At 40.8% G+C, this 19,946-nt stretch carries 12 protein-coding genes and 1 tRNA gene; 7 read left to right on the top strand and 6 right to left on the bottom strand.

The features are described from left to right. The first annotated feature begins 219 nt into the window (after positions 1-219). From pulA to HXT30_RS04635, 4 genes are all read left to right on the top strand, one after another. A complete protein-coding gene (gene pulA / locus HXT30_RS04650; RefSeq protein ID WP_422111408.1) occupies positions 220-6,060 on the top strand; it encodes a type I pullulanase in 5,841 nt (1,946 codons plus the stop codon). 331 nt (positions 6,061-6,391) lie between these two features. Continuing rightward, a complete protein-coding gene (locus HXT30_RS04645) occupies positions 6,392-6,910 on the top strand; it encodes a holo-ACP synthase (RefSeq protein WP_016636206.1) in 519 nt (172 codons plus the stop codon). A gap of 198 nt (positions 6,911-7,108) precedes the next feature. Then, positions 7,109-7,182, top strand: a tRNA-Gly gene (locus tag HXT30_RS04640). Positions 7,183-7,307: 125 nt separating this feature from the next. Beyond that, entirely contained in the window at positions 7,308-9,266 is a 1,959-nt protein-coding gene (locus HXT30_RS04635; RefSeq protein ID WP_422111407.1) for a GH25 family lysozyme, read from the top strand. A gap of 114 nt (positions 9,267-9,380) precedes the next feature. Here HXT30_RS04635 and rfbA read toward each other — a convergent pair whose 3' ends face one another. From rfbA to HXT30_RS04610, 5 genes are all read right to left on the bottom strand, one after another. Then, positions 9,381-10,280: a glucose-1-phosphate thymidylyltransferase RfbA gene (rfbA, locus tag HXT30_RS04630; RefSeq protein WP_422111406.1), complete on the bottom strand. Its 900-nt coding sequence runs from the start codon at positions 10,278-10,280 to the stop codon at positions 9,381-9,383. Between the two features lie 14 nt (positions 10,281-10,294). Next, on the bottom strand, positions 10,295-11,737 hold the full coding sequence (locus HXT30_RS04625; RefSeq protein WP_422111405.1) for a sugar nucleotide-binding protein: 1,443 nt from the start codon (positions 11,735-11,737) through the stop codon (positions 10,295-10,297). Positions 11,738-11,855: 118 nt separating this feature from the next. Beyond that, positions 11,856-12,890 carry a dTDP-glucose 4,6-dehydratase gene (rfbB, locus tag HXT30_RS04620; protein WP_004129905.1) on the bottom strand — a complete coding sequence of 345 codons (1,035 nt, stop codon included), beginning with the start codon at positions 12,888-12,890 and terminating at the stop codon, positions 11,856-11,858. A gap of 57 nt (positions 12,891-12,947) precedes the next feature. Further along, the gene (locus HXT30_RS04615; protein WP_422111845.1) at positions 12,948-13,619 is read right to left on the bottom strand and encodes an ABC transporter ATP-binding protein; all 672 of its coding nucleotides are present in this window, start codon (positions 13,617-13,619) and stop codon (positions 12,948-12,950) included. A 152-nt stretch (positions 13,620-13,771) separates the two neighbouring features. After that, entirely contained in the window at positions 13,772-14,635 is an 864-nt protein-coding gene (locus HXT30_RS04610; protein ID WP_004112141.1) for an ABC transporter permease, read from the bottom strand. A gap of 177 nt (positions 14,636-14,812) precedes the next feature. Here HXT30_RS04610 and HXT30_RS04605 point away from each other — a divergent pair, with 177 nt between their 5' ends. Together HXT30_RS04605 and HXT30_RS04600 are read left to right on the top strand one after the other, a co-directional pair. Beyond that, positions 14,813-15,655: an NAD-dependent epimerase/dehydratase family protein gene (locus tag HXT30_RS04605; RefSeq protein ID WP_422111404.1), complete on the top strand. Its 843-nt coding sequence runs from the start codon at positions 14,813-14,815 to the stop codon at positions 15,653-15,655. 65 nt (positions 15,656-15,720) lie between these two features. Next, on the top strand, positions 15,721-16,692 hold the full coding sequence (locus tag HXT30_RS04600; protein WP_422111403.1) for a glycosyltransferase family 2 protein: 972 nt from the start codon (positions 15,721-15,723) through the stop codon (positions 16,690-16,692). A gap of 25 nt (positions 16,693-16,717) precedes the next feature. On the opposite strand, the gene HXT30_RS04595 is transcribed toward HXT30_RS04600, so the two are convergent. Continuing rightward, the gene (locus HXT30_RS04595) at positions 16,718-18,412 is read right to left on the bottom strand and encodes a glucosyltransferase domain-containing protein (protein ID WP_422111402.1); all 1,695 of its coding nucleotides are present in this window, start codon (positions 18,410-18,412) and stop codon (positions 16,718-16,720) included. Positions 18,413-18,564: 152 nt separating this feature from the next. On the opposite strand from HXT30_RS04595, the gene HXT30_RS04590 reads away from it, so the two are divergent. After that, positions 18,565-19,887 (top strand): glycosyltransferase family 2 protein, encoded by a 1,323-nt coding sequence (locus tag HXT30_RS04590; protein WP_016636198.1) that lies wholly within the window; start codon positions 18,565-18,567, stop codon positions 19,885-19,887. Positions 19,888-19,946: the final 59 nt, after the last annotated feature.

Below are 19,946 nucleotides of genomic sequence, written 5' to 3'. Positions count from 1 at the left end.
AAATTGCAAAAGTGTTATAATGGCTCCTTACGTGCAAAATTGCGAAAAATTCAAGGTGCTTATGGCGATTTGCGTTCAAAATAAGCAATCTTATGCGTAAACCAAAGTTGGTTGTAATAAGAAGTGAAACATAGTTGTGTCACCTATAGTTTTCATGTTTTGCATGGCAATAAAACAATATAGAAGCATGTTTGTGCCAACGGAGGAAAGGATATGCAGATGGTCGCTCATCGCCACCTTGCGTCGAAAATAGTTTCTATGATTGCAGCGAGTGCAATGTTAATAACAGGTTTTGCTGTTGTTGGCAATGCAAGCGCTAGTAGTGAGTCTAGTAATTCTCAATCTAGCAATCTAACTCTTAACCGTAAGGGTGTTATTGTTACTGCATTTCAGCAAAATTGGAAGAGTATTGCTCAAGAGTGCAAAACAACTTATGGTCCTGAGGGCGTGAGTTATGTGCAAGTGTCTCCTCCAAATGAGCATGTAAGGGGTGCTCAGTGGTGGACTTCTTATCAGCCTGTTAGCTACAAATTAAAGTCAAAACTCGGCGATGAAGATGGCTTTAAGAAGATGATTACTACTTGCAAGGATGCAGGTGTTGGAATTATTGCTGATGCTGTTATTAATCACATGACTGGTGCTGGTGACACTCATACAGAGGGTGTTGGTGGAAGCCAATATAGCGCTAAAGATCAGTCTTTCCCAGATGCTGGATATGAAAAGGATGATTTCCATCAAGATGCTAGGAATATTGAGCACTATAACAATGCGGAGGAAGTGTGGAATCGCAGGCTTGTTGGCTTGCTTGATTTGGATACATCAAAGCAGAATGTGCGCGAGACTTTAGGTAAGTACTTTGCTCATTTGCTAGAGCTAGGTGTTGCTGGCTTCCGTATTGACGCAGTAAAACATATTTCTCCAACAGATATGGCTGCGATTAAAGCTGAAGCTGCAAAACAATCTGGTAAAAATGCGGATGAGATTTGGTGGATGCAGGAGACGATTGGTGATCCTTCTGAAGCTAAAGAAATACAGCCAGATCATCATTTGAATGAAGGTGAAGTCAACGAATTCCAATATTCGTACCGATTAAAGAGTGATTTTTATGGCTCAATATCGAATCTAAAGAATATTACTGATGGACTTGTTACAAGCGATAAAGCTTCAATTTTTGTTACTAATTGGGATACTCCTCGAGAAAATTATGTGCGCACGCTTACATATAAGGATGGTCCTCGCTACGAGCTTGCAAACGCGTTTATGCTTGGCTACCCGTATGGGAATCCAAACATTTACTCGGGGTATAGGTTTGAGAATGGTCGTAAGGATGATGGTGCGCCTGGAGCGACTGAAGATAAAGTTGAAGATGTAGATTGTTCCCCAACAACTGGTTGGCAGTGCACTCAGCGTTGGACTTCTATTCGTGGAATGGTCGGTTTCTTTAAGGCTGTAAATGGTGCTCAAGTCACTAATTGGCAAGATGACGGCAATAATAACATTGCTTTTAGTCGTGCAGGCAAGGGATTCTTAGCAATAAACAATACGCCAAACGCAAAGAAAGTTTTGTATAAGACTGATTTGCCTGATGGTGAGTATTGCAACGTTTATGAGGCTGGAAATTGCTCTAAGACTGTTAAAGTTACAGATGGCAAAGTTGCTGCGACTATTGCTCCTTATTCTGCAATTGCTTTGCATGTGGATGCGCTTAAGGACAATATTTATGAAAAAGTAAAATCTAATACAGCACGTGACGAATCTGATCCAAAATACAATGTTGACGATGCTAAAGACCAGTCAACAACTGTCTATTTTAATGCTAAAAATAAAGCAGGTAATCCAAGCTCAGTAAATATTCATTATCAAATCGGCAATGATTCTTGGACTGCAGTTCCCGGTAGACCAATGCGCAAAGTTTGCGATGATTGGTTTGCAAGAACAATTCCTAATAATGGAAAACAAATTACTGCTGTATTTAACGACGGTGGAGATAGGTGGTATCACTTAAATAATTCAAATAATGGTAATTTTACTATTCCAGCTGGCGCAAAGAATTATGTAGTAGATGCAGATTTGAAAGGTTCTGAATCTGCTGAAATTCCTTGCAAAGCAGAATCTTCAAAACCTTCTGCATTAAAGACGAAGATTGTTATTCACTACAATCAAAAAAACACGAATAAAGGTGTCTATATTTGGGGTCTTAAAGATGCTCAAGGTAATGAAATAGATGGTGCTTGGCATAAGTTCAATGGTCAAGACGCTTTTGGTAAGACTTACACAGTTGAGGCTGATGGCACTTACGAGGGTGGAAAAGTTGGATTTATTATTACCACTAATCCAGGATCTGATAATAAAAATTGGCATAAGGACGGAGACAAAGATCGTAAGATTTGGCAAATCGAAGATGGTGTTGGCGAAGCTTGGGTTTACGGAGGAGATTCGAATACTTTTGCCGAACCTCCATCTGAAGTTGCTAACAAGCTTAATAACATTAAAACGTTAAACGTTACTGTTCACTACCGCAGAACAAACAAGGATTACAATGGTTGGAATCTTTGGACTTGGTATGGTAGTAATGATGGAGTAAAGCAAGATTTTACGGCTCATGATGATTTCGGAAAGATTGCAGAATATACGTTCCACAATGATTCTGGTGTAAAAGATCCGAAGTTTATTGTGCGCTATTCCATGCAAGGCAACGATTGGGTTTATAAAGATCCTGGCGAAGGCGATCGCCCAATTCCTGCAAAGGCAATCACTTTAAGCCAAGATGGTCAAACTGGTAACGCTGAAATCTGGCTTATGCAGGGAGATAGTAGAGTTTACTTAAGCCCAAACGTAATCAACACAAAGGCTAATGCTTTTAACGCTGATATTACGTCTTTTAAGGAATTTACTGTAAATGTGAGCGGCGACCCTTCAGAAGTAAAGAAGGAAAATGTTACTGTAACTGATGTTACAAGTAAAGATGCCAATAGCCACAAGCCAATAGATATTTCGCAAGTTGCTGTTGTAGATAATAAGATTGTAATCACTGCAAAGAACGAATTAGATCTTAAGAAAATGTATGAAATCAACATTAAGGGTGTTGGTGGAATGCCTAAGACAGTTTCTGCTTCAACTGCTAAAGGCTCTAAGATTGTTCGCACTGATGAGTTTGATCAAAAGTATGCGTACACAGGCGATGACTTGGGTGCTGTTGTAAAAGATGGTTCTACGACTTTCAAGCTTTGGGCTCCAACTGCTACAAAAGTGGAGTTAGTAACTTATAAGTCAACTGATGAAAAAGCACAAGAAGATAAAACGCAAGATCTGACTCTTGGTACAGAAGCTGGAAAGCTTGGCGTTTGGAGTATTACTACAGGTGATGCAAAAGCTGGCACTGCTTACACATACAAGGTTCATTTTGCAGATGGCACTGTAAATAATTCTCCAGACCCTTATGCAAAAGCTGCCGTTAGAAACGGAATGAGATCCGTTGTATTCGGTGGCAATATGGCAACACCTGTATCTCGTAAGGCATCGTTTGATAAGCGCCCAACTGATGCGACTATTGCAGAGATGAATATTCGCGACTTCTCAATTCACGAAAGTTCTGGAGTAGATGTTGCAAAGCGCGGAAAGTATCTTGGTGTAATCCAATCTGACACTAAGAATGGGAACAAGCCAACTGGTTTGGATTATTTGAAGTCTCTCGGCATCACTCACGTGCAAATCATGCCAATGTATGATTTTGGTTCTGTGAATGAAGATTTTAAAGTTGACTATGTAGAGAAGAACGACAAAAATAGTCCTCACCAAAACTGGGGCTACGATCCAATTAATTACAATGTTCCAGAAGGATCGTATGCATCTGATTCAGCAAATCCTGCTACTCGTATTACGGAGCTAAAGCAAATGGTTAAAGGCCTGCATGATGCTGGCTTGCGTGTGATTATGGATGTAGTTTATAACCATGTTTATAACGCGCAAAAGAACGCTTTTGGCCAAACTGTGCCAGGTTACTACTTCCGTTACAACGATGACGGCAGCTTGTCTAATAGATCTGGTTGCGGAAACGATACTGCTTCAGAGCGCAAAATGATGCGAAAGTATATTGTTGACTCTGTAAAGTATTGGGCTAAAGAGTACGGTATTGACGGCTTCCGTTTTGATTTGATGGGATTGATTGACCTTGAAACCATTAAGGAAGTGCGTGAAGCTGTTCATGCAATTGACCCGAACTCGATTATTCTTGGCGAAGGCTGGGATATGAGCCAATTGCCTTATGGAAACCGCACTATTCAGCCTAATGCGTATAAGCTTGCTGAAAATAATGGTGTTGCGTTCTTTAACGATTCCTTCCGTGATGCTGTAAAAGGCCAGGGAGATGATGGTGTTACTGGATTCGTGTCTGGAAACAGATATAGCGACAATCTGGTAATGCAAAATCTTTATGGCTGCCAGCCTGGAAACGCAAGCTGCACTGGTAGGCGCTACGCGAATGCTGGTCAGACTGTGCAATATGTTGAAGCTCACGACAATCTTAATCTTTACGATAAGTTGAAGAAATCCTTGCCTAATGAGACAGAAGAGAATCTTAAGAAGCGAGTAATGCTTGCTAATTCGCTTGTAATGTTTGCGCATGGTATGCCATTCTTCGAGCTTGGTCAAGAGTTCTTACGAAGCAAGAATGGTAATGCTAATAGTTACAATGCTGGCGACGGCGACAATTCCGTTAAGTGGGATTTGGTTAATAAGAATTCCGATGCTGTTGAGTACTTCAAAGAGTTGATAAAGCTAAGAAACGAGATTCCAGCGTTACGCGATTCCGAATATTCTGATGTTAATAAGAATATGCATTGGATTAAGAGCAGTGATGGAATTAATGCGTTTAGCGTTGATAGCAACAATAAAACGTATGTGTTTATTTTCAATGCTAATAGTAGTGAATCTACTGTGAATATTGGCAAAGGAAAGTATCGTGTGCGCATTGCCGATGGAAAAGCTAACAGCGATGAAGTATCAAAGTGTCCTGAAATTACTGTAGATGACAATGGAAATTACAAGGTTTCTGCTCTTTCTACTGCTGTGCTTGTGAAGGATGCTGAAAAGAAGGACGATAATCCTTTTGCAAATCTTAAGGCTGATGATGTTCTCAAATATAAGATGAATCCTTTAGATATTAATAAGTTGAAGGATGAATCTAAGCCTGGTACTCAGCCTGGTACGCAGAATTCAAATCCATCTACGCCTGGGCATGGGCAAACTCCTGGTACTGTGACTCCAACTCCTGAGCCTGGTCCAAAGCCGGCTCCTCATCCAGCGCCAGCTCCGGCACCTGGGCATGGGCAAACGCCTGGTCAAGTGACGCCTGCTCCTGCTCCGTCTCCTTCACCAACGCCTCAGCACAATCCGTCTGAGCATGAAACTCCGACTAAGCCAGGTCAGACTAAGCCAGGTCAGTCTAAGACTGAAACTCCAGCTGAGCATTCTGCACCAGCTAAATCTGAACAGTCTGAGACAGCTAACTCAAAGCAAACTCGTCAAGATAAGCAAAATCATTCTGCACCAGCTAAACCAGCAGAATCTGCTCCAGTGCCTGTTGCTCCACGAACAGTTCAGCAGCTTAATCCAGAATTAAAGGGAACTCTTAGTGTTGGTAACAATAACGTTGCAACTGCTGGAGTTGTTAACAGTGTGAAAATTAAAGTTGTGAACAGCGAGTTTACTGAGCGTTTGAAGCGTGATGGAGTAGTTTATGCTTACGCGTACATTTACTCGTCTCCACGCTTGCTTAAGGGTGCCGATGGCTCAAAGTTTGTTGCTGTTCGCATGGTGAATGGCAAGCCTCAATTTGATGCTCAATTCCCATCTGGGTACTCTGGTAAACACACTGTTTTGCTTGTAGACGAGCATGGAAAACAGTTAGCGTGGACGGATATTACTGTTGTTAACAATAGTAATTCGATACGTGATGGTTTCCATTTGAAAACTGGTAGTAGCGTTCTTACTGTATTTGCGGTATTTATTGTGCTTGCTTTTGCTGCAGTTATTGTTCGCTATAAAGTTGCATTTAGATAGATTTGTGACTTTGGGTTTTATGTTGTGCGGGCGCGACGACCTGCCTTTTCGCTTAAAGCGTAGCGCGAAAAGGCAATTCGGAGCGCTGAGCTTGCTTAAGGTTGAAAGCACGGTGTGCTTTCAACGCAAGCGAAGACGTTCGCGCGCTTAGACCGCGCGAACGACAGAGCCTGTCTTGTAGTGCGATTGTACTTAAAATACGGCGTGTCGCTATACAATCGCACTACAAGACTCCCGACTTTGTAGTCCGATATGCTATTTTGAGCTACAAAGTTTGGAAAATCGTTCGCGCAGATTAGCCGTGCTCTAGAGCAGTTAGGAAGTGAGTTCAATGATTGCAGGCATTGGTTCCGATGTTGTTAATGTTGCGGATTTTGCGCAACAAATGCAAGATGGCAATGGGTGGCGCTCGCTATTTTCTACGCGTGAGCTTAGGCAGTGCGCTATGCGAGCACACTTAAAAAACGACGCTGAGGCGATTCATGTTGCGGCTCGCTGGGCTGGTAAAGAGGCGGTTATAAAAGCGTGGTGCGAAGCGATGAGCACTCTTGGTTTGCAATATCCTTACACATTAGACAACACTCCTTGGGCAAGTATTGAGATTTTAGACGATTCGCATGGATGCCCAAGCGTTCGACTTAGTGAAGACGTTAATCAAAAGCTTCTAGAGTCATTACACGCGCCAGAGGCGACTAATCCGCATGAATCCGACAGCGCTAATGTAAGCGTTAATGGTGTAAATCGCGTAAATCACCCTAATTGGCATGTGTCTTTAAGTCACGATGGCTTAGTGCAAAATTCTTCTGCTATTGCACTTGCGTTTGTTGTTTTAGAGTTACGCGAGTCTTAATCATAAAACCTTAATCATGCGAACATGCAGCGAATTTTACGCATGAATGTGTATTCAATGTGCACTAAATGTGCAAATTTTCCGAGAATTGTACAATTTAGCGCGAGTGTCGAAAGTTGCTTTAGGTCTAAACAGTCTGTATAATTAATCGAGTTGCTGTTTTGCAAGGTAACTAATGGCTTGCAAAATTTGCATATTGCGGATGTAGCTCAATGGTAGAGTATCAGTCTTCCAAACTGATGACGCGGGTCCGATTCCCGTCATCCGCTCCACTTTTATTCTTACTTTTATTCTTATTTGATTCCATTTTGTTTTCATACACACATGTTTTAAGCTGTTTGCGCATGTTGGTATTGTTGTAACAGTTAAACACGTAAAACATGTGTCTGGAGGGATTTTGGGACAGTTTATTGTACGTGTAATTGCAAGTTTAGTTTCTATAGCAACAGCTCTTGTTGTAAATTCTGCTCCTGCGTTTAAGGTAGAAAATCGTTGGGATTTTAAGAATGTTGCTTCCAAAGTCGCAGATGTTGCAGATGGTGCAAATAATGCGGAATTGTCAGATAATGGCGCTAACACTGTTGAAGAAGATCAATTAAATGCGCTTTCTAATGGCGATTCAAGTAATGCATCTAAGTTGCCTAAAAAAGTGGCATCTTCCTTTACAAACAAAGACGAAGTTGTTTCTTCAAAGTATGCGATTGCAGATAATGGAGAATTAAAGTCACTTAAAACTGGCCAAACTGTTACCGACTCTAAGCTTGTTGGAACTAAAGATAAGCAGCCAGATCCACTCGCTAAAAGTAACGGTGAGCGTTTTACGCCTATAACTGTTGGCGATTTGCGAAAAGAGATAAAGCGCGAGAATTCGAGCAGTACTAATGCTGATTTTTCTACCACCAATAACACTCCGATTTCTAGCAAAAAGCGTGTTGAAAATAAGCGTTCTCTTAGAAGAAACAAGGTTGTTCTTATAAGCTCTAATCAAAAAAATCCCGAAGAAACTGACTCAAGCGAAAAGAGCCAGGAGTCACAAGCTTTAGAATCTAGAACCTCCACGTATACAACTTATGGCTCTGTGCGTAAGATTTCTTTGCCAACAAACGGCTTTGGCACTAGGTGGGGAGACTACAACGGAACTCAGGCATTCTATGATGGCAATGGAAGCCTGTTTGCGTACAACGCCAGTGGTGTGATTGATGTTTCCGAACATCAAAAAGAAATTAACTGGGCTGCAGCTAAGGCAGCTGGCGTAGAAGGCGCGATTATACGTATTAGTTACGGCTGGGAAAACGGCTACGATAAATACGCTTTGCGAAATATTAGAGAATGCAAGCGTTTAGGTATTCCGTTTGGAATCTACATGTATTCTTACGCCGAAAAACCAGAAGATGGTGCTAACGAGGGCGCAGACGTTGCAAGTCTTCTTAGGCGTGCAGGCGTTAGCCCAGGCGACCTTTCTTATCCTGTTTACTACGATCTTGAAAAATGGGTTTGGGCTGGCCACACTGCTCCAACTAGCCCATACGTTTACCAAAACATTGTTTCGTCTTGGTGGAATCAGCTGTATAACGCAGGATACACAAATCTTGGCATTTACTCGTATGCAAACTATTTGAAAGGCCCGCTTAATTCGCAATACATTCACGATCGAGCAAGTTGGGTTGCTAGCTACGGCGCAACTCCGCTATTTAACATTAGAACGGCGTTGCGCGGATGGCAGTACACGTCTAAGGCTCGCATATCTGGTATTGATGGAAATGTTGACGTTAGCGCGTTTGGAACTGGTCCAAATTCTCCAGTAACGCAAACTAGCGTAGACTTTACGTGGATTATTCGCAATAACGATATTGCTGTTGGAGCTGCTGTTACAGGCAATTTGAATAGACACTTGGAATATCGTTGGCTTTCTTACGATTTATCCACTAAGCAATGGAATACAATCTCTGATTGGAGTGTTGGCAATTGGGCATCTTGGGTAACAAGCAATGGCGATTATTGGCTTCATTGCGAAGTTCGCGATGCTTACACTTATAAGTCGCTTGGAACTAAAACAATTGCCTTCCACTACCAAGTAAACAATCCTGTTGAGCCTGAGTTTGTTGAAAAAACGATTGTTTCTGGAACTTACGCAGCTTGGCAAGGAAGTAGCGTTCTCTTAGGCGCTGTAACGAATAATCCTAGTGGATATACGATTATTAAGATTTACGATTACAACGCTAAGCAGTGGGTGAGCCAATTTAAGGGGCCGTGGGCTTTGTGGAGTCCTCATCCTGGAATCTATTGGACTCATTTCGAAGCGTATTCAAAAGATGGTAAGCTTCAAGACACTAAGACTTATGCTTTTGGAGTGTGATTCTTAATCTTTATGTAACTTTATGTAAAGATAGAAAAAGTCAGTAAATAAAATAAAAAGACCGTGCGTAAACAGCTCGGTCTTTTTGTTAAATTAAGTTATTAATTTATTTTACTAATCTTCAAACAAATCTTTAGATATAATAATGCGATTTTCAGCAACCTGCTTTAAGTGCTTGCCATAATTGCTTTTACCATATTTTTCTGCAGACTCAAGTAAACGTTCGCGACTAATCCACTGATTTTCGTACGCAATCTCCTCAAGCACTGCGATTGGCAGCCCTTGCGCTCGCTCTATTGTGCGCACAAATTCGCCCGCTTCGTAAAGCGAGTCCATTGTGCCAGTGTCTAGCCACGCGTATCCGCGGCCAAGAGTCATAACGTTTAGAGAGCCATTTTCTAAGTACATTTTGTTAAGGTCTGTAATTTCAAGCTCTCCGCGCGCGCTCGGCTTAACTTGTTTTGCAAACTCTGTAACTCTGGAATCGTAGAAGTATAAGCCTGTAACAGCATAGTTTGATGCTGGGTGTTCTGGTTTTTCTACTATGCTAACGGCCTTGTGATTTTCGTCAAATTCCACAACGCCGTATCTTTCTGGGTCGTCTACGTAGTAGCCGAATACTGTAGCGCCGTGTTTTACGTGTGCAGCGCGCTTTAGAATTGCTCCCAAGCCATTTCCGTAGAATATATTGTCTCCAAGAACAAGCGCGCAAGAATCGCCATTTATAAACTCTTCTCCGATTATAAATGCTTGAGCAAGTCCGTCTGGCGATGGCTGAACTTTGTAAGATAAGTTGATTCCAAATTGCTCTCCGCTTCCAAGCAGCCTTTCAAAATTTGGCAAGTCTTGAGGAGTAGAAATCACAAGAATATCTCGGATTCCAGCCATCATAAGCACGCTAAGAGGGTAATACACCATTGGCTTGTCGTAAACTGGCAAAAGCTGCTTAGACGTTACTGTAGTAAGTGGGTATAGGCGTGTGCCAGAACCGCCAGCAAGAATAATGCCTTTCATCTTTGAAACATCCTTTACTTGTTGTTTTGTTCAATTCTATTTACGTAAGATTCAAGCAAATCTTCCCAATCGCCTGGCGTAAATCCAGTGGACTCGATTTTTTGCAAGTCAAGTGCGCACTTGTGTGGTCTAGAAGATCCATTAGATATGCGCGTGTAATCGTCTACGCGGTTTGCTTCGATTTTGCTTGTGTCTACATTAAGTTGTGTAAACACTTTTTTAGCAATATCGTGCCAAGACGCGATTTTGCCAGATCCTGTAAGATTGTAGGTTCCGTATTCTGCGTTTGTGTCTAAAAGATGGAATATTCCTTTAACTAAATCGCTGGCAAAAGTGAGTCTGCCAGTTTGATCTATTGGTGCTTGAACACTAACAGATTCGCCATTTTTGCAACGGTTTGCAAAGTCAATCATGCGCGTTACAAAGTTTCGTCCTTCTCCAACAATCCAGCTTGAGCGAATAATATAATGTTGTGGAACATTTGCTACTAGAGAATCTGCAGCTGCTTTTGTTTCGCCGTACACGCCTAGTGGAGCAAAGTCTTCGTTTTCTTTGTGATTTTCTTGAGTGCCGTCAAAAACGTAGTCGCTTGAGATGTGCACAAGAGTAATGTGGTGTTCTTGCGCAATTTTTGCAAGATTTGCCACTCCTTTAACGTTGCTATTCCACGCGGCTCTTCGCCCTTGTGGCGTTTGCGCGCCATCTACAGACGTGTATGCTGCAGTGTTAATAATCGTTCCGTACAAATCCCAGTCGTAGCTGCTGTAATCGTCTTTATTTGCTATATCGAAGCTATCTAAGTCTACGTACTCAAATCCTTCTAAATCATGCTCTTTAGCATAGTTTTGTATTGCACGACCAAGTTGACCGTTGCATCCAGTTACAAGAGTGCGTTTTGGCGCCATTGGCTTTGCATCTTTTAGCATTGGATGGTGTAAGTCTGCTTCGCTGCGCTCGGATTCTTCGAGCGGTATTGGCCAATTAATGTGTAAATCTGGGTCTGCAAGGTTTACAAAAGTGTATGTTTTCTTTTGCTCTAGCGACCAATGTGCGTTTACTAAATAAGTGTATGCTGTGCCGTCTTGCAGTGCTTGGAAGCTGTTGCCTACGCCTCTAGGCACGTAGATTGCTTTGCTAGGGTTTAGTGTGGTTGTGTACACTTGACCGAAGCTTTGCCCTGGTCTTAAATCTACCCATGCGCCAAATACTTCGCCAGTAGCAATGCTTATGTATTTATCCCATGGTTCTGCGTGGATGCCTCTGGTTACTCCGCGTTTTTCGTTGAACGAAATGTTGTTTTGCACAGGTCCAAAGTCGGGGAGACCTAGAGCCGTCATTTTGGCGCGCTGCCAGTTTTCTTTGAACCATCCGCGGTTGTCTCCGTGCACTGGAAGATCGAACACGATTAAACCTGGAATATTGGTTTTTGTAACGCTTAGTTCTTTTTCAAATTCCATAGCATCCTGCAAATTCTTTATTTTTATTAGATTTATGACTATTTTTGGCTAGATTTGCAAACTATTACATACAAGTTGCATGCAATCTTCGTACAAGCAAGCTTGACTTTTATGCGATTCACTGTCCTTGTGCTTTATATTTCGCTTCGGTTGCGCTTTTAGCGCCTTCCCACCATGCTCGATTTTCTGTGTACCATTTGATTGTTTGCTCTAAGCCTGTTGTAAAGTCTGTGTGCTTTGGCTTCCATCCAAGCTGCGTTTGCAATTTTGTGCTGTCGATTGCGTAACGGCGATCGTGGCCTGGGCGATCTTTTACAAGGTCAAAGTCGTCTGCATCTTTGCCCATCATTTCTAGAATCATGCGCAAAACTGTTATATTGTTTTTCTCGCCATTTGCGCCAATCAGGTACGTGTTTCCAAGTTCTCCCTTTGTTAGGATTGTCCAAACAGCGCTGCTGTGGTCTTCAGTGTGAATCCAATCTCGCACGTTTAATCCTTGGCCGTATAGCTTTGGTCGAATACCCTCTAAAATATTTGTGATTTGTCGAGGAATAAACTTTTCAACATGCTGGTATGGTCCGTAGTTGTTTGAGCAGTTGCTGATTGTTGTGTGCAAACCGTATGTGCGTGTCCATGCGCGTACCAGCATATCGCTTGCAGCTTTTGTGGAGCTGTATGGGCTGGATGGGTGGTATGGCGTTTCTTCTGTGAACTTGGCTGGGTCGTCTAATGCCAAATCTCCGTACACTTCATCTGTGGAAATGTGATGGTATCGAATGCCGTACTTTCTAACTGCTTCTAGGAGTCTAAAAGTGCCTTCAACATTGGTTTTAAGGAATGGTTCAGGGTCTGCAATGCTGTTGTCATTATGCGATTCTGCAGCGTAGTGCACAATCGCGTCGTGCCCTGGAACAAGCTTATCTAAAAGCTCAGCATCGCAAATATTGCCGTGCACAAAATCAACTCTGTCTTCTGGCAATCCTGCAATATTTTCAATATTTCCGGCGTACGTTAACGCGTCTAGTACCGTTACGTGCGTTTCTGGGTGATTGTTCACTACGTAGTGCACAAAATTAGACCCAATAAAGCCACATCCGCCAGTTACAATTATGTTTTTTGGTTCAAAGTTTGTTGTGTTACTCATGTTTTCCATAATATCCTCTTATATGCCTTTTGCTTTTTAATTTTGATTATTGTTTAAGATTTTTGTTTATGCTTTATTGTTTAAGTTTTCTCGCATTGCGTTAAATGCTGGCTCGGCTTCACCGTCGTAAATCATGTGTGAATGAGACAGCACTATGCAGCGAGAGCAAAGTTGCTTAATTTGATCTTCGCTGTGCGAAACAATTACCATTGTTTGCCCTCGTTTTTGCTGTTCTTTAAGCCTAGTAATGCACTTGTGTTGGAAAGCTTCGTCTCCAACTGCAAGAATTTCGTCGATTAAGAATATGTCTGGATCGCTGTGCGCTGCTACAGAAAACGCTAATCGTAAGAACATTCCAGAAGAGTAGAACTTAACTTCTGTGTCCATAAAAGGCTCTATTTCGCTAAAGTCTACTATTGATTGGTATTTATCGTCTATTTCTTCTTTTGTCATTCCAAGAATTGCGCCGTTAAGATACACGTTTTCGCGACCAGTTAAATCGGCAGCAAATCCTGCTCCAACTTCGATTAGTCCTGCGATTCTTCCGCGCGCACAAACTTCGCCTTCGTCTGGTTGCATAACTCCAGAAAGCATTTTAAGCATAGTGGACTTTCCAGAGCCATTCATGCCTATTAGTCCAACAGTTTCGCCGCGTTTAATAGTAAAACTAACATTGCTTAAAGCTGTAAAGTTTTGCGTCTCGTGCTTTTTAGACGGCGGTGTTAGCAAGTTTACAATCGACTCTTTAATTGAATGATTTGCTCGCAGCGAGAATCGTTTAGTAACGTTAGAAACGCTTAACACAACGTCTTCTGGAAGTGTGTTATAAGGCTTATTCATATATAACTCCTGCTGCTCTTAAAAGTAAAATCCACAAAATCTTAGTAAGCTTAAATTTCTTGAGCAAACTTGCCTTCAAGATGTCTAAATGTAACTTCGCCAATAAGTAGTACAGCAAATGCAACTACAAGGCTTTCGCAAAGTCTTAAAGACCAAGCTCCTGCAAATTGGAAAGTGCGATCTGTGGCATTTAGCCAGAATCCGCGGTGGAATGCTTCAACGCTTATTGCAATAGGATTTGCATAATACATCTCTAAAACCCATCGTGGTGCGTGAGCTGCAACCATCTGCCACGTGTAGAAGCACGGCGCAAGCCATACAGCAACCATTGCTACCAAGTCTGTAATGTTTTCTGCATCTCTATAAAAAACGTTTATTGCTCCAAAGAATAATCCAAGACCAAAGGCAAATGTGCACACGCTAATAAATCCGATTATTGCCACTATTACGCCTGCAAAATCTGGAATCCACCCCATGCATAAGGCTCCGATTATAAGCACGATTACTTGTGGGAAAAAGTGCACAAAAGCAACTCGTAGCGATGCAAGTGGGAATAGTTCTCTAGGAAGATAGATTTTTTGTATTAAGCCAGCATTAGAAAGTATTGATCTTGTGCAATTAGAGAATGCTTCTACAAAAAAGTTTGTTACTATGATTCCGCTAAAAAGGTACAGTGGGTAGGCTTGAATTCCGCCTCCGCGGCCAAGTCCTAAGAAAATTCCCATTGCAACGTAGAACACTACAAATTGTGTTATTGGCTTTACGTACGTCCAAGCCATACCGAGCCAAGAACCGCGATATCTTATGCGTACTTCTTTTTTTACAAGTAAGTCAAGCAAATAAAGGTATCTTGGAATGTCAATCAGACCTTTGCTTCTACCAGGGTGATAGATGGCGTCAGACTTTGTTGTCATCGCTGCCTTTCTTACAAAATTTGCAGTGTGCATGCACGTATAACTTTGTTAAGTTTACATTTGGGGATTGATTTGTGCTAATAACTATCACGTGTTTTGTATTAGGTTGCTTTTGTTTATAGCTTTACTGTGCTTGGCATGTTTGAAAGTTTTTATACGCTGCTAAACTGAAAAATTATGAGTAAGCGAATTCTTGTTACTGGTGCTGGTGGATATATTGGTCGTCACGTTGTTAAAGCTCTTTTAGATGCAGGCGCTAGCGTAATTGCTTCCGACTTGCGTTTAGATGGTGTTGATGAGCGCGCAACGCGTATTGAAGCGAATATTTTTAGCGATGATGCTGATTTGTTCACAAAGCTTGGTTCCCCAGACGTTTGCTTGCACATGGCTTGGCGCAACGGTTTTAAGCATGCTGCAGACACGCACATGGAAGATTTATCGAACCATTACCGCTTTATTCGTATTATGCTTCAAGGCGGCCTAAAGCAGATTGCCGTTATGGGCTCTATGCACGAAGTTGGCTACTGGGAGGGCGCTATTGACGAGAACACGCCTTGCAAGCCAGCTTCTATGTATGGCATTTCTAAGAACGCTTTGCGTGAAGCTACTTTGCTTTTGGGCAAAGAGTATGATGCCACTGTTCAATGGATTCGTGCGTACTACATTGTTGGCGACGACGCTCGTGGAAACTCTATTTTCTCTAAGCTTCTTCAAGCGTCTCTTGAAGGAAAGAAGACTTTTCCGTTTACTACTGGAAAAAACAAGTACGATTTTATTAATGTAGACGTGTTGGCTAAGCAAATTGCTGCAACCGTTTTGCAAGATAAAGTAAATGGCGTAATTAATTGCTGCACGGGTGAGCCTGTTTCGCTTGCAGATCGCGTTGAGCGTTACATTCGCGAGAATAATCTTGATATTTCGCTTGAGTATGGCGCATTCCCAGATAGACCATACGATTCTCCAGCAGTTTGGGGAGATAATAGCAAAATCCAAAAGATTATGAGTGATTTTCTAAAATAGTTATTGCAAATCGTCACTTTTCTGGATTTTTAATGCTAAATTATGGTTTTTAGAAAGGATTAACATTGCGTGAAACATTGCAAAACGGCAAGCGTCCATGCATATATTTTGTTCTTCCTTGCTACAACGAGGAGCCTGTTCTTCCGCAGACTTCTAGTATTCTTTTAAGCAAAGTTACTTTTCTTATTGAAAATAAGATTATTTCGGATTCTAGCCGTATTCTTTTTGTGGATGATGGTTCTAGAGATTCAACTTGGAATATTATTTGCGATTTACACCAGTCGAATCCTTCGCTTTTTGGCGGTGTAAAGCTTGCGCATAATCGCGGTCATCAAAATGCTTTGCTTGCTGGTTTAACTACAGCATATAAATCGGGTTGCGATGCTGCAATTTCCATGGATGCTGATTTGCAAGACGATGTTGATGTTGTTGATCAATTTATTGCAAAATATGTGGAAGGCTACGAGGTTGTGTATGGTGTTCGCTCGTCTAGAGAAACAGACACGTGGTTTAAGCGCAACACTGCATTAGCTTTTTACAGTGTTTTTAAGTGGATGGGCGCAGAAACCGTTCCAAATCATGCCGATTATAGACTTATGGGCAAGAATGCGTTGAAAGCTCTTTTGGAATACAAAGAAGTTAATCTTTTCTTGCGTGGTATAGTGCCATCGATTGGCTTTAAGTCAACAAAAGTTGAGTATGTGCGTGGTAAGCGCAAAGCTGGTGTGTCTAAGTATCCGCTTAAAAAGATGATTTCGTTTGCTATAGATGGCATTACGTCTTTTTCTACTAAGCCTTTGAGTTTTGTAACATTTGCAGGATTCGCGTCTATTTTAGTTTCGCTATGTGTATTTGTTTACGTAATAGCTTCCGTTTTGCAAGGAAAAGCAGTTGCTGGCTGGGGTTCTGTTATGTTCTCAATGTGGTTTATTGGCGGATTGATTATGCTTTCAATCGGCATTGTGGGCGAATACATTGGAAAGATTTACATGGAATCTAAGCATCGCCCACGTTACGAGATTGAAACTACTATTTAGTAATATCTAAATATCTAACTCCTACTTAATGCTTATTTTGCACTGGTTCAGAGAATTTTACGACTATATACTTGTTATCTAAAACAGTAGTGCATTTATTCGAAGGCCAAGAAGGCAGATTTTGTACGGCCTCTTCTGCGTTTATATAAGCGGATTCTAATACAGGAGTTTCCATCTTAAATCCAGTAGCTGAGCGTATAAAACCAGCTTTTACCCATGTGCCGTGAAGAGTTGAGAATCCAATCTCAAACATTGATCGCCCAATAAGTTCAAGCTGATCTGACTTAAATTCGCTAGGATTGTAGTCCGATATGTGATTGCCAACAAATATTACTTTAAGCGGATTTTTATGATTTGCTTGTAGTACTTCTATTCTTCTAGCAACATCTTGAGCAATGTAATAGTCTCGGTTGTAAGTCATGTATTCCGTGTAATACAAGCGATTTACTGTAAACGACTGACTTAATCCAATAATTGCAAGAAGAACGCACGCAATAATCGTTGTTAAAGTCTTTTTACTAAATTGCGTAATGTAATGTAACAAATACATGCATGCAAAAGCGCCAGCAAGCGGGTATGTTAGTTCCGTTCGCGCTATTCCAGATGTGCCAAGTATTACGCTCATCATCATAGGGCTTGCAACTATAGCAATAGCAAAAATAATAGTAAAAGCGTTAAGCTCTTTACGAATCACTTGAACAATAGTTAATAACACTAAAGAGATTAATGCAATTGTTATAAATGCGCTATGGAATATTGTTCTTCCTAGATACATGCTTTTTGCATGCGAAAGTATAGTATGAATGATTTTTGTTATAGGGTCTTTACCCCAACGCATTTGTTCTTTAATGTACGGATCTGTGAATGTGTGGTTGGCGGCTATAACAATTTTGTTCAAAATCACATAGCATGCATAGCTTGCTATAAACACGCAAATATACGTAAAAACGTAGCTTACTATGTTCTTGAATTTGCACGCATAGTCTCCTTTAACCATTAGTGCAATCATGGCTGTTCCAGCAACAAAAACAGTAGTCATTGCTAAGTAGAGAGTAAAACCAAAAACTGCAAAAACAAAAGCCACTAATGCGTATGCTAAAAGAGTTTTAAGTTCTTTACGATTTTGGTACGCGTTATGCGCACACATAAGCGATATGCTAACAAACATTAGCGCACAAGCTACGTCATCTCCCATAAGCAAGAATCCAAGCATTTCTGCAAGAATAGGAGCGCTTATAAACGGAATCATAAATAAAGCTGGGTGGAATTTTGCGCCTAAATTGTGCGCTTTGCTAAACAAATATGCCCATGTTGTTGCGGAGGCAAAAAGTGCAAGAATCATTAAGATTCCAGCTAATGAATTGTTATACCAGTACCTTCCTGTAACGTACTTAAAAGCTAGCAATCCAAAGCGTTCTAGGCGAATCCAAGAATTGTAAAGAGCCTTAGATCTATAGATCATCTCTTCTGTGTCTATAGAAAAAGTGTTAGAAAAAGCTTTTTGACCGTATGCAATAATCAAGAAAATCGCGCTTATTGCAAGTTCTGCAACATTAGATTTGCAAAAATCAAGAAAGCCGTTAAAAGAATACGTTTTTTCTATAATTGCTCTAGTTGTGCTAGTTGAGTTGCTTTTTTTGCCGCATTTTGCAAGTGTAGCTGAATCTTGTAGTTGATTAGTGTTTAATTCTTTAATGCAACTAGAGTCTGCTTGATTCATACTACAATCCTTCTATGCGTTTAATCTACATGCGCTACTTACAATTGTATTATAAGATTCTATACATGCTCAACAAGCTATAAGGATTACGTTTAGTAGTACAATAGATATGATTTGTGCTGTTTTACCGATTAGTGTGCAATGGAGACGATATGAATCCTGCAATTTCCATAGTGGTTCCTGCGTATAACAAGGAGCCGTATATTAAACAGTGCATGGATTCACTTGTTAATCAAACTTTTAAAAACATTGAGATTATTGTTGTTGACGACGCTAGTACAGATAATACTTTGCAGATTTTGCGCGATTACGAGAAAAAAGATTCTAGAGTAAAAATTATTGCTAAGGCTTTGAATGGCGGATTGCACATGGCTCGTAAAACCGCTGTTAAGGCAACTAGCGGAGATTACGTTCTTTTTGTTGACGCAGACGATGAGATTGAGCTTAAAACTTGCGAAGTTCTTTACTCGTACGTTAGTAGCCATCCCGCAGATATATTGCATTTTGGTGTTTCTATTCATCCAGAAGGCAAATCGGACGAAGATTTTGCATACAGTTACGATCAAATGTATGCGCAAACCAATGGGGATCAATCGGGAGACAATATTATAAAATCGTCGTTCTCTAGTGATTTTCCGCATTGGATGCCTTGGAATGTTATAACAGCACTTTTTAAGGGTGATTTAATACGCGCTTCTTTTGAAAAAACAGTTTCTGCTAGACTCACTAAAGTTGAAGACGCATACGAATATTTTGTAACGGCATCTTCTGCTAAGACTTTGAAGGACTTAACAGCGTTCCGCGCGCTTAAATACCATATTGGCAGAGGAATTTCTGGAAGATCTAAAATAAGCGTTGAAAGATTTAGCACGGAACAGCAATACATTAAAGATGTTGTGAATGCTTTTTGCGATTTTGCTGGCGATTTTGTTGACGATTCCAACGGTGCTTTTGTTAATGATTCTTTCGACGATTGCGCGCTGGAAAGTCGCAAGCAAACCGTTGAAGAAGCTGCACAATGGTTTGATAATCGCGCTTTGAAAATAGTAAAAGATGAATTCTTTACAAGACTAAAAGTCGAGGATTTTCAAGAAGCCATAAACGCTGTTATTGAAACATGGGGATTAGAGCGCGCGTGCTTGATTGTGCTCGAAGAGCTTGTGCACCTTATGAATCAAGTTGTAGAAAGTGATTACACAATAAAACACGGTTCAGCGTGTGATGCTCTTCTTAACGTTTACCGAAACATTAAACCAGATAGTTTTAATGATTCACAGAACACAACTTATGCTGAGCAAGTAGACTTAATGTCTTTGCATATTATGCAAGTGAGTAAACAAAAATACGAAGAAGAACAAAAACGTTTGCAAATTGAAGAGCAAAAACGTTACGATGCAATGCCAGCTTATAAGCGTTTTGCAAAAAAGATAAAAAAGTCAATTAAAAACTTAACTAAACCAAATAATGATAAGTAAAAGTTAAAAAATAAATAAATTTGCGATTAAACAAATTACAAAATTACACAATAGAATAA

The sequence above is a fragment of the Gardnerella sp. DNF00571G genome, from assembly GCF_049262695.1.
In the GTDB taxonomy this organism is placed as follows: Bacteria; Actinomycetota; Actinomycetes; order Actinomycetales; family Bifidobacteriaceae; genus Bifidobacterium; species Bifidobacterium piotii.
Note: the sequence above shows the minus strand (reverse complement) of the source record. Positions and strands in the feature narration are given on the sequence as shown.